The 11,793-nt window shown below is 46.4% G+C and carries 13 protein-coding genes and 1 pseudogene; 10 read left to right on the top strand and 4 right to left on the bottom strand.

All coding sequences use genetic code 11. The features are described 5' to 3' along the window. The 5 genes from V6C93_RS19800 to V6C93_RS19820 all read left to right on the top strand — a co-directional run. Nucleotides 1-627 (top strand): Hsp70 family protein (locus V6C93_RS19800; protein WP_333478391.1); only part of this gene is annotated, 627 nt, incomplete at its 5' end. Between the two features lie 50 nt (nt 628-677). Next, the gene (locus tag V6C93_RS19805; protein WP_333478392.1) at nt 678-1,169 is read left to right on the top strand and encodes a hypothetical protein; all 492 of its coding nucleotides are present in this window, start codon (nt 678-680) and stop codon (nt 1,167-1,169) included. 44 nt (nt 1,170-1,213) lie between these two features. Then, entirely contained in the window at nt 1,214-1,474 is a 261-nt protein-coding gene (locus V6C93_RS19810; protein ID WP_333478393.1) for a hypothetical protein, read from the top strand. Beyond that, a complete protein-coding gene (locus tag V6C93_RS19815) occupies nt 1,475-1,939 on the top strand; it encodes a type II toxin-antitoxin system VapC family toxin (protein WP_333478394.1) in 465 nt (154 codons plus the stop codon). 78 nt (nt 1,940-2,017) lie between these two features. Continuing rightward, nucleotides 2,018-2,677 carry a GUN4 domain-containing protein gene (locus tag V6C93_RS19820; RefSeq protein ID WP_333478395.1) on the top strand — a complete coding sequence of 220 codons (660 nt, stop codon included), beginning with the start codon at nt 2,018-2,020 and terminating at the stop codon, nt 2,675-2,677. Between the two features lie 234 nt (nt 2,678-2,911). Here the strand turns inward: V6C93_RS19820 and V6C93_RS19825 are convergent, their stop codons facing one another. Continuing rightward, nucleotides 2,912-3,310, bottom strand: coding sequence for a transcriptional regulator (locus V6C93_RS19825; protein WP_333478396.1), 399 nt, complete (start codon nt 3,308-3,310; stop codon nt 2,912-2,914). Beyond that, a complete protein-coding gene (locus V6C93_RS19830) occupies nt 3,294-3,593 on the bottom strand; it encodes a type II toxin-antitoxin system HigB family toxin (protein ID WP_333478397.1) in 300 nt (99 codons plus the stop codon). Before V6C93_RS19830 ends, V6C93_RS19825 begins: the two co-directional genes overlap by 17 nt. Nucleotides 3,594-3,838: 245 nt before the next feature. On the opposite strand from V6C93_RS19830, the gene V6C93_RS19835 reads away from it, so the two are divergent. Together V6C93_RS19835 and V6C93_RS19840 are read left to right on the top strand one after the other, a co-directional pair. After that, entirely contained in the window at nt 3,839-4,087 is a 249-nt protein-coding gene (locus tag V6C93_RS19835) for a hypothetical protein (RefSeq protein WP_333478398.1), read from the top strand. A gap of 44 nt (nt 4,088-4,131) precedes the next feature. Further along, on the top strand, nt 4,132-4,527 hold the full coding sequence (locus tag V6C93_RS19840; protein WP_333478399.1) for a hypothetical protein: 396 nt from the start codon (nt 4,132-4,134) through the stop codon (nt 4,525-4,527). A 225-nt stretch (nt 4,528-4,752) separates the two neighbouring features. Here V6C93_RS19840 and V6C93_RS19845 read toward each other — a convergent pair. After that, a pseudogene (locus V6C93_RS19845) lies at nt 4,753-5,253 on the bottom strand (DUF29 domain-containing protein). Nucleotides 5,254-5,378: 125 nt separating this feature from the next. Here V6C93_RS19845 and V6C93_RS19850 point away from each other — a divergent pair. Beyond that, nucleotides 5,379-7,805 (top strand): TIM-barrel domain-containing protein, encoded by a 2,427-nt coding sequence (locus V6C93_RS19850; protein ID WP_333478400.1) that lies wholly within the window; start codon nt 5,379-5,381, stop codon nt 7,803-7,805. An 84-nt stretch (nt 7,806-7,889) separates the two neighbouring features. On the opposite strand, the gene V6C93_RS19855 is transcribed toward V6C93_RS19850, so the two are convergent. Continuing rightward, on the bottom strand, nt 7,890-8,387 hold the full coding sequence (locus tag V6C93_RS19855) for a hypothetical protein (protein WP_333478401.1): 498 nt from the start codon (nt 8,385-8,387) through the stop codon (nt 7,890-7,892). A 556-nt stretch (nt 8,388-8,943) separates the two neighbouring features. Here V6C93_RS19855 and V6C93_RS19860 point away from each other — a divergent pair. Both V6C93_RS19860 and V6C93_RS19865 read left to right on the top strand, forming a co-directional pair. Then, on the top strand, nt 8,944-10,599 hold the full coding sequence (locus V6C93_RS19860) for an iron uptake porin (protein ID WP_333478402.1): 1,656 nt from the start codon (nt 8,944-8,946) through the stop codon (nt 10,597-10,599). A 622-nt stretch (nt 10,600-11,221) separates the two neighbouring features. Further along, a partial coding sequence (locus V6C93_RS19865; RefSeq protein ID WP_333478403.1) for a substrate-binding domain-containing protein occupies nt 11,222-11,793 on the top strand: 572 nt, incomplete at its 3' end.

The following is an 11,793-nucleotide window of genomic DNA, read 5'->3' on the forward strand; positions in this document are numbered from 1 at the left end:
GCCCTGACAAAAGGCATCAGCAAAGGGGAGATTGAACAAGTCTTGTTAGTAGGTGGCAGTTGCTTAATTCCCGCTGTACAACAATTGATTATTTCCTACTTTGGACGCTCAAGGGTGAAGTTAGATAAACCCTTTGACGCCGTGGCACACGGGGCTTTGGCTGTCACGCAGTTGGTGGATGTGGAGGATTACCTGCGTCATAGTTATGCCATCCGACTCTGGGAACCTGATACCAAAACGTATTCTTTTTTTACCCTGTTTGAGCCAGGGATAAAGTACCCCTGTCAGCGCCCAGAACCCCTAACGTTACAAGTCGCCATTGAAGGGCAACGAGAGATTCGTCTGGATATTGGGGAAGTAGCTCAAATGACGCAAGCGGAGGTAACTTATGATCGCCAAGGACGGATGACAAGTAGCCAACTGCGTAAACAGGATGAGTATCGCTCGTTGGAAAGTCACCATCAGCAGGTTTGTGTAGCGCATCTCGATCCACCGGGGGAAGTGGGTGTTGACCGCATTTCAGTGAAGTTTGAAGTGGATGCTCAACGAATGTTGTTGGCAACGGTGAAGGATTTGCTGACGGGGAAGGTGTTGGTGGATAGGGGTGCGATCGCGCTTTTGGAGTAGTTTAAAATCAAAGTTCCATGATTTTGCAACACGCTAAAAGTTAAAAAAATATGAACAATTGGGCACAATTTACAACGATATGCAATTTGTTATCAACACTCACTCTCACAGCAGCGACTAGCACTCAAGCTCAGCAACAAAAACCAGTACTACCCAAGACAAAAGCCAATACTGAGTTCCCTGTTACACGCCAGAGTGGAACGTGTCCTAAAAGCATCCGTGCTTGGATTTCCTTCCGTTACTACGAAGGGGGTGGGGAAAATACAGTTATTGCAGATACATTGGCGATCGCAGGCTCTTCACGGATAGTATCATCGGGCAAAAAGCTTGTGGAATTCACAGCGCCCTTGAAAAAGAATTTTGCATCTTGCGTCGCAGTGGCTAAGTCTGATGAACATGAGTTCTATCAGTTTCGCCTGCAAAACGGTAATCTCACTTTTCGTGTACAACTACCGCAAGATACTCCTGCTAACCCTTCTCAAGTCAGCGCTCAAGGTATAGTTAGTTCGCGTCCCTATGTGCGATGGGCGATCGCAGATTAATATCGATTTAGGATTTTTAGGATACTTGAAAGGGGAAGTGATGAATGACGCAAATATTGCAACAAGTACTCAAGCAAATCAAAACGCTTAGTCTTGATGAGCTGCGACAGGTGAATCAAGCAGTACAAGAGCGGTTGGCATTGCAGGAGCTAGCACACAAGCGTCATGCCTTCTATCAGGCACTACAGGCATCTGGATTAGTCCGCCACGTGAAACCACGTCCTCCTATCGACCTTGCTGATCGCCAGTTAATTGAGTGTCAGGGCAAGCCAGTTTCTCAAACAATTATAGAGGAGCGCCGTTGAGTGACGGACTACTTCCTAGATAGCAGCGCACTTGTTAAACGCTACATCAATGAGACAGGCTCAACGTGGGTAAACAGCTTGTTCAACCCAGCATTAGATAACGAAGCTTTCATCGCAGCCATCACACCTGTAGAGATAGTTGCTGCTATAACCCGACGGGCGCGTGGAGGAACACTTACTCTTACAGATGCAACAGCAGCTTGTAACTTCTTTCGCTCAGATTTGCTGAGCAGTTATCAAGTCGTAGAATTAACAGACGGATTGATTTCTAGAGCAATGACACTGGCTGAGGGTCACGGTTTACGCGGATACGACGCTGTACAATTGGCAGCAGCCTTTGAAGTCCATGCACTCTGCGTAGCTAATGGTCTGCCAGTCCTCACTTTTGTCTGTGCTGATATCGAACTAAATGCTGTAGCCACACATGAAGGTCTTGCAGTCGAGAATCCCAATAATCATCCATGAAGTTAGGAGAGTCTACTAGGAGAAGTAGTTGATTTTCTCATTAGGATAGCTGGAGAAAGCCCATAAACCTAAAGTGCAATGGCAGAAAATCCTAATCAACCGAGAGAGTATGATGCCGTTTTGGGTAATCAAGCTTTACCCCCGGCTGGGGGTGTCGTTTTAGGAGGGGTGGAGGGACTGAAGCAGCGTTTCTCCCGCTTTACAGTAGAGCAAAAACTTGTGGCACTCTCGCAAGCACTCCAATATGGAGAGACGGGTTTAGAGTTAGTGATTCAGGCTTTAGGAGATTCTGCTGAACAAGTGCAGTGGAATGCCTATTCTCTGCTGCGGGAAAGGGCAGAACCGAGGACTAAACAAATATTACAAGAGTATCTCTCCTCTGTTTCTCCAGTTACCTCAGATTGTACGAGGCTGGGGGGTTTACTGGCAGTTGTAAACTGGAAAGAAGCGGATCGAGAAACGGCTGCGATGATGTTGAGGGCGTCTGGGAAACACAGCCATAGTGTGCTGAAGCTGCCAGATATTGAACGGTTGCCGCGTCCATTTCTGCGTACCATCGATCAGTTGTGGTTTGGATGCAGTGATGGATTGTTTGGCTTGAGTGTGCAATACCAAATTTGGCAGGAACTTGGGGGGAATGCTGATGCGGATTATAAAACCTGGTATCGTTTTTGCGATCGCGTCGATGGCGAGTTGGCGATTGCTGGATACCTTTTGATCGTTTCACCTTTAGTTTAGATGCCCCTAAGGGACACTTGCCGTTTTTAGCGGTGGGTGGGTTTGGGGTGGCGGTGTGTTTGCAAAGTCTTTTCTCTCGCCTAGAAACGTGATGAAGGACAAAGTTAGGATTTATGCACATAATCAGCTGTAGTGGCAACTAGTCAAAAATTGAACAGTTGACAAAGGTTATTCAGCAGATATCAAAATTAACAAACTGGTCTGTCCCCAATCTACGGTGATTTAGCAGATGCATCAAATAAACAGCGTTGGTGACACTTTAAAGTAATCGCCAAGTGCCTTGGCTTGTGCCTTACTAATTGAGCGCTTGCCATTTACAACCTCCGACACTATGCCACTCGATCCAATAACACCCACTAAGTCTGCTTGACGGGTGCCACTGGCTTCCATAATATGTTGAAGGACTTCATGAGGCGCAGACTGATCCATCGGATAGTTTTGTACCTCATAGGCTTCAATCAAAGCCACTAACAACTTATGCAACGCTCGCTCCTCTGGAGTTCGGTTTTTGGCAAATGTTAGCTGCTCTACAACGGCTAAGAGGCGATCGTACTCCTCTTCTGTCTCAATCACTTTGGGAGCGACTTCCGCGAGTAGATTACGATAGGCGGCTTGGTCAAAAGTAAGGGTCATTTTTCCATTTGCCCTTGTCGTATTCGGCATGAGTTAAAAAGTATTTGTAGTAAATCGTTTGAGTTTCGTAGTCGATACCCACAATTAAGCGATACTCATTACCTTTAATATTGAAGACAGTGAAGTTTCCAACAGCTTCAGCATCTCGGTAAATCTTACGAACATCCTCCAAACTCTGCCATTGGGTCTTTTTGACGGTTGCGTACCAGTTGTCGATTTGCTTTGTAACATCAGGGTACTGGGCAGCATCAGCGCGGAGATTGCGGATTGCAATTAGGTGCATGTGTCTTTACTTTCTCTTGTCATAGGCGATAAGTATATAGATTGTTCTTAAATACTCTCATTTTGAGAGGGATTTGTCAAGATGCGATGGCTCGATCTAGGAGTTTCTGAGATTGGTAGTTGTGCCGAACCTAGCTCTGAAGCTATCCTCTCTGACAATATGGGGGCGGCAAGTATATGTGCTTTTCAAATTGAGTAATCATAAGCAACGTTTAAGCTGTTGCTACAATGGCTTAAACTGCTTTTATGAATGGACAAGCGATCGCTACATCCGCTGAAGCTGTCGCTACATCCGCTGAAGCTGTCGCTACATCCGTTCAAGCTGTCGCTACCTCCGCTCAAGCTGTTGCTACATCCGTTCAAGCTTTCTCTACTTCCGCTGAAGCTGTCGCTACATCCGCTCAAGCTTTCTCCCAAAAATCCGTAGAATTGCCTAAAAAAATAATGACCCCAGTAAAAATTTTTGTGGATTTTACTGAACCGGAATACCTATAAGTTAGTGCAAACTAGCCCTATACCGTTCAATCAGGATTACATTTATGCCCAGACAAAAACGTACCTGCCGCATCCTCGAAAAAGCTGAAATTAGAGCTGCCGGACTGAAAGCGATCGCACCAACCCTAGATTTTGGGGGTACTCGTAATGTGAACAATATGACACAACTGATGGAGCAGTTACGTACTAAAATTGATGCCTACAATACGGCTCTATCTGTAATCGACTCCTACCAAACTGAGATTGAAGAATTAGAAAAAACCTTAGGTAATCTTTGTGAGGAAATGCTGATTGGGGTAGCGTTTCAGTACGGGAAAGATAGCCGCGAATATCAGATGGCAGGGGGGGTTCGTAAAAGCGAGCGCATTCGCAGAAATAAGGCAAGTCGCTCGAAAACTGGAACGGAGGAACTACCTAAACAGAACACTCAAACAGCGTAAGCTGTTGTACATAAAACATTGTGAATTAGTGGAGAAATTAAGACTAACCCATTTAGATGGAATGGCACTGACAAAGTTGACTTAAGCCCTGAACTAAAGTTCGGGCTAACAGCTAAAACCAGTTGAAACGGGTTAAAAAGCTTATTCAGTAAGCTTTAGCTTGACATAGCTTTGAGCCTGAAATTTATTTCAAAGCTCTTATGTCAGTGTCATTCCACCTAACATCTACTCCAATTCACTTATCAATTCACTCACTTCTCCAGGATAAAAGCTATTGTCTAAAAGTTCCGTCAAGTCGTAGGGACACTCAACCGGAAAAGTTTCCTCTGGCAAATCCGTTTCTCCCATTGCCAAATCCCTGCCATTCTCATAAGCCTCTGACACGACATCCTCCAGGAAAGACTTCACGCTTGAGTTGTCTTTGAGTAACCGTAACGTATCACGACGCTGCATACGAATTGTTGCCAACCAACTACGACTACGGTGTTGCGATTGGTACTCCCATTTCAGTCAATGTCCAATCAATACACTCAACCGATTTCGCAGTTCCTGACGTTGCTGTTTCCCCAACGATTCAATCTCCTCAATCAAATTGAGCAAGTCAAGCTCACTCCACTGATGTTTGCGGAGTAAAGTCGCTTGTTCCTGCGTCCAGGCATAGAAATCTGTTTCGTAGAGGCTTGATACAGGTATCGTGTCTTTAGAGTTCGTTTCCGGTACAGGCATGGGGAATTTTTCAACCGCAATCTCTCTAGTGTAGAGTTGCCCACCAGCTCTATTCTTCCTCATTGCTGGCGTCATCCATGCGATCGCAGTAGTAAGTTGAAGAAGATGTCAGCAGGAGTGCATTTATGCAATACGAACTCATCAGTAACTGCGTTGTCTGCAACACTGCTCGTTTCAGCGCCTTGAGCAATGGATTAGTGCGTTTGGAGTGGTCAGCCTCAGGCCAATTTGAAGATTATCCCACAGCGATCGCTCTGACTCGTCCTCAACCATTCCCCTTCAAGGCAATTGAATTAACGGATGAGGGAGTGCTGCACCTGCATACCGAGTTCCTGCAAATCGTCTATCAACCTGGTCATGAACCCTTTAATGATGCGAACCTAACGATTCACGGAACTTGTGGTAACAAAACTTTTACTTGGACACCTTCAACCGTTGATACGGAGAACTTGGGTGGAACTTTCACCAGTCTCGACCTCATCCACCGAAACTTTCACCCATATGGGGTTCATCCCGCTTCCGTGCTTTACAGCTATCCCCACACAGAAGAATGGCTGTACACGGCGTTGAAGTCAATTCATCAGAGTTTGCGTGCTGGTGGTGAAACTACCCGCTTTGAAGACCCGCCCCTATGGTACCTCGATGACTTCCGCCTGGATGAGATCCCCGAATCCATGCAGGAATTCCTGCAACAATGGCATCACTATCCCCCTGGTATACTGAGCCGTAGTGGTTATAGCGTCCTGAATGATTCTACGAGTGCCTTAGTCAAAGACGGATGCCTCGCGGAACGCACCGACTCCAACTGCCAAGACTGGTACTTTTTCGGCTACGGGACAGACTACGCCCAAGCTTTGCAAGACTTTGTGCAACTGTGCGATCGCATCCCTATGTTACCGCGTTGGGCGTTTGGTGTCTGGTTCTCTCTCTACGATCAAATGCACGATTCAGATTATCGGCAACTTGTCAAGCAGTTTGATGAACTGGAATTGCCTTTGGATGTCGTCGTACTTGATGTGGATTGGCACTTAGGCGGTTGGTGTGGTTGGGACTGGAACGAGAAATTTTTCCCCGACGCCAAAGCATTTCTGCAATGGGCGCATAGTAATGGGTTACATATCGGTGCCAACGTCCATATTGAGGGTGTCTCTCCAGAGGATAGGAACTTCTCGGCGTTATGTGAAGCACGGGGACTTGACCCGGATGCCGTGAAGGCGGGTCAAATCTTCCCTGTGAAAAATCCTACAACTGACTGGATTTTTGACTCGTGGCAACCCGACGCCCCAACCCTAGATAGCTTGGCTGATGCTAATCCTGATGAGGGGTGGTTGTTGTTCAATCTTGCTTCTCAGTCGGAAGCCGATTTATTCATGCAGGTGCTGCATAGTCCGCGTGAGGAAGATGGCATAGATTTTTGGTGGATTGATGGTGCTAATGCCAAGGATTCAGGTGTGAATTCCCAATTATGGACGAATCATGTATATTTCACCCATCTAGAAGCGCATCACAGCCAGCGACCCCTGATTCTTTCTCGCACGGGTGGCCTCGGTTCTCATCGCTACCCGGTGCAGTTCTCTGCCGATACCTATTCCCACTGGGAAGTCCTGCAATTTTTGGTTGATTTTACGGCAAGAGCCGGTAATGTGGGGGTCAGTTATTGGTCAAACGATTTGGGCGGGTTTTTCGGTCATGTCCCTGGTGTTCCCATCATCGACCCGGAACTGTTTGTCCGTTGGGTACAATTTGGCTGCTTTTCTCCCATTGTCCGCTGCCATTCCGATCATGGTCGGCGCGAACCTTGGAGTTATGGGCAATGGGTACTCAATGCGATACGGAAGGCGTTGCAGCTGCGGATGCAATTAATCCCTTACCTGTATCACCTGAGTCGGGTTGCTTATGAAACTGGTTTGCCCTTGTGCCGTCCGTTGTACCTTGCCTATCCTGAAGATGAGGAAGCGTATCAGGTAACAACTCAGTTTTTATTAGGCGATCGCATTTTAGTCGCACCAGTCGTTGAGTCCGGTGGGTACCGTTCGGTTTATTTGCCTGAAGGTCAATGGTGGGAACGCTCAACGGGTCAATGCTACACAGGTCGTCAGCATTTGAATCTCTATGTTCCGCTCGATCGCATCCCCGTTTTTGTGCAAGCTGGAGCCATTTTACCCCTAGCGGAATTTTCCCGTCGTGTTGGAACAGCACCGCCAACCACTCTAATCCTAGAGGTCTATGCGGGGGCGGACGGTGAACTAGACTTTTACGAAGATGATGGCGAAAGCACCACCTACCGTACTGAAGCAGGTAGTCGTCGCCGTTTTACCCAACGTCGTGAGGGGGATTCTTATCGTCTCACGGCTGAACCTGTGCAGGGGAGTTATTCAGGAATGCTCGAAGAGCGAAGTTTCCGAATTCTCTGGACTGGGTTGGTATCGGGGAGTCGAGTGGAGGCAAGAGGTGTGGAGATTTGTGAGCAGGAATGGAGGCATGATGTGTTGTGCCTTACTCTGGCAACTCTGCCGCAAACGGCGTTTTGGCAGATTTTAATCATGAGCTAGGGGAGGCTGTTTGTTTCACTGGACGCTCGAACTTGGGGACTCCCGCGAAACCGTTGAACACTTATTGGTCAAGCGGGAGGCAAGTCATCGTCCGCCTAAACGGACACTAGCTGCTCTATCACCACAGCGATAACCATAAGCATCTATGTCATCTGGAGTACTACAGTTAGCAGCACCATCAGAGTTGGAGGCAGAAAATCTTGTGTCGCCATACAATTTCTCGTTCGCTTCACGACGGGCTTTTTCTATCTGTGTACTGGCGGATTCTTCAGATGAATCACTTGAAGGTGAATAAGACTTGGTGATATCTGGGAAGACACTAGAGCCACTGGTATTAGGGAAGCTTCTAGAGAAACTAGAGCTATTAGACGCGCTAGAGGAAGGAATAGAACTGCCACCAGAACCACAAAGCCGAGTTAAATCCAGCGTGGAGCCATCCGTTTGTTCTATGTAGCAGGCCGGATGAGAATTCTCTGAAGCCACTGGAGCAACAGATTTTAAGGGAACGGCAAAAGCAATTCCAGGGACAGAAATAATAGCCGCAGCGGACAAAAGAGCAGATAGACGGGAAAAGTAATTCACGGTAGTAGTGTCCTTGACAAGGAAAACGAAAGAGCATGTATTCCTTTGCTCTGTTTTCAGTGTCAAAGACGAAAGTATACGTTTGTGTTTGTGTAAGGTTTGTTTTGTGTATATTTTTGGGGGGGCAAGATGTTGAAAAAATTCCGGGGCGAGAGAAACTCTATAGGTGTTGCTTTCTGAGAGAAAAGTAGGAGACTTTAGCTGTTTGGGTTCAGCACTCGCTTGCTCTCTTTTGAACCAATCAAGGCTGAAATTATGTACCTAAATATAGGTTTACGCAAAAAGGAGGATGATTTAACGAGTGATTTTAGCTTTAATAACTAAACTAATGCAGCTTAGAGGTTACCGATGACGCTGCTATTAATGAGACTGTACTGTAGTCTGTGGTGTGGGTGTTAAGGGGATGATGTAACCACTAGACCACAAGAGCCACCGAGTTGGACTGAACGTTAATCAGCACACTGTCGAGATAAAGGCGCAGTAGCTAGCAACAGTCTCAAAGGTAGAAAAATTACTTCGGGCCTAGGGCTGTGAACCTTGAAAAAGTCATATTTTTATGCGGCTCCAGTCTTGCTCTTACAGGTTTCCTGCATCTCTACTACTATCATCGGCTGTATTTCTCCTAACGTCATCCGCCGCTTGGGCTACACCCATTGATGACCCAGTTGCTCCTGAATCAACTACAGTTTTGCCTTCTGAACCGTTAGAAAGCGTGGCTGAAGACTCCTTCGAGCAGGTAACCTCTGTTTCTCAACTCTCGGATGTGCAACCCACTGATTGGGCGTTCGAGGCATTGCGATCGCTGGTTGAACGCTACAGCTGCATTGCTGGTTACCCTAATGGCACCTACAGAGGTAACCGTGCCATGACTCGATACGAATTTGCCGCCGGGTTGAATGCCTGCCTCAATCGTGTCAACGAACTGATTTTGGAAGGAACAACCAACCGGGTTACGAAGGACGATTTAGCAGCGCTACAAAAGCTGCAAGACGAATTTTCGACTGAATTAGCGACGTTGCGCGGTCGAGTAGATGGTCTAGAGGCACGCACCACAGAACTAGAACTGACTCAATTCTCTACAACAACTAAGCTGAATGCGGAAATTATTGTGGCAGCCACAGACACGTTTGGCGATCGCGTGGGTGATAATCGCGATCGCACAAGACCTATTCTTGCGGATCGGGCTCGATTAAATCTGGAAACCAGCTTCAATGGTAAAGATCTGCTGAGAACCCGCCTGGAATTCGGCAACTTTGGCAACCTTGCCAATGAGACGGGTACCAATATGACGCGGTTGAATTTTGATGGCAACGTCAATAACAACGTTGTCATTCCTCACCTGCTGTATCGCACTCCCATTACTTCTAATCTTTCACTCACCTTCGGCCCAGTTGGTCTTGGGTACACCGATATTACGGATACCCTTACCCCTCCAACCGTCGCCAGCGATAGTTTAGGAATTCCCTCCAAGTTTGGAGAATATAGTCCGCTTTACCGCCGAGGAGGTGGAGGTGGTGCAATTAATTGGAATATTCAAAAAAATCTCATCTTGACTGTGGGCTATTTGGCAGGTGACGCTAATATTCCACAGGAAAAAAATGGTCTGTTCGACGGCTCATACAATGCGATGGCTCAGCTTGCCTACTATGGAGATTGGGGAGCCGTTGGTGTAACCTATTCCCGTTCCTATGCACCAAGCAGCAAGGTTGATCTTACGGGAAGTACGGGCAGTTTTCTGGCTACACGACCGTTTGGGGACAATATTGCTACATCCACTGATTCTGTGGGTATACAAGGCTTCTACCGTTTTTCTCCCCACGTTCAAGTTCATGCTTGGGGCGTTTATACCCGTGCTAATGCCGAAAGTTCTGGGATTAGTAGCCTAGCGGATGGTAGGGGTGGCAATGTTTTACTCAATGTTAATGGAGGCGATCGCGCGGATGTTTTGTATGGTGCGATCGGTCTTACCTTCCCAGATGTTGGGGGTAAAGGTAACCTATCGGGTATTTTGGTGGGTTTACCACCCCGTGTGATCAGCAGTGATGTGCGTGATGAACGAGATAGCTCGTATCATATTGAATCCTTCTATCGTTTCCAAGTTAATGGCAACATCTCCATTACTCCGGGCTTTTGGGTCGTTATTAATCCTGAGAATGACAGTCGCAACGATACTCAATGGGTGGGATTGATTCGTACTAGCTTTAACTTTTAAGTGGGTTGAATTGTAAATAACTTTCCACTTTTTTCTCCTATTAACTGTACAATTAATAGGTATGGTATTGGTGAGCCGTTTTTTATTAAAATTCGTATAGAGATGCTTCTGATTAGAAGAGAGCCTTACGCAAATAAGCTTCACGTTATCTAATACACAAAACTCAACATGCATCCGTTGCGATAAGCCTGACATCAATCGTAAGATAGATGCTAACTGAGTTTTTGTTCAAGTATTTCTATATACAATAGCGAGAGTCAAAATAAATATGACTCTACAAGCCTTAAAAAACCTTTGGTGGATTTTGCAAAACGTTTTTTTCAGGTTTAAATCACTGGAATGCTTACAAGATCTTTAATAGTTCTCAATAAAAATTAATGATTTCAGGAGGCAAAAACGAGAATTTTATTTTGAAACTCTCTTTAACTAAGCATTCGAGCAATTGGATCTGGAAAATTTTACTCGCAAAAAAGAAAAAAGGATTTTGCAGTCCTGTAGGTAGAGAGGCTTTGTGCCTCAAACATTAGGTATTCGAGCTTAAATTTGATCAGGGCTGCTGTTGGGTTTGCAGCGTAATATTCGCAAGTGACTCTCTCCAAATGAGCCTTCATTGGAGTTTGAGGTGAAACAAGTAGCGATCGCAATCGGTCTTTTTAGTTTAGTCAGCAGCGCTCTTGCCAGTTGCGCCGCACCGCCCCAGAACACTCAAAGCAGCAAGAATCGGGACACAAACGTTTCATCTGTTGCTGTAACACTTCGTGACCTTGGCAATCCCTTCTTTGTACAAGTGGGTAAGGGTGCTCAAGCCGAAGCCAAGAAACTGGGTGGTGGGAATGCGAGGACAACCATCGTTTCCAGTGGGGACGACTTAAATCAGCAATTCAACCAAATCGAAAACTTTATTGCCTCGAAAGTCAGCATGATCATACTCAATGCTGCCGACAGTAAAGGGATTGCTCCTGCTGTAGAAAAAGCTAAGCAAGCAGGAATTCCAATCATTGCAGTTGATACCGCCGCTGAGGGAGGTGTTGATGCCACCGTTACGTCCAATAACGTGCAAGCGGGTGAGGTGAGCTGTCAATACATAGCCGATCGCTTGAAAGGTCAAGGCAGTGTTGTAATTATTAACGGCCCCCCCGTCGCTTCCGTGGTAGAACGCATCCAAGGATGTCTAAGCGTATTCTCCAAATATCC

Origin of the sequence: Allocoleopsis sp. (assembly GCF_036703385.1) — a bacterium.
Classification (GTDB): Bacteria; Cyanobacteriota; Cyanobacteriia; order Cyanobacteriales; family Coleofasciculaceae; genus Allocoleopsis.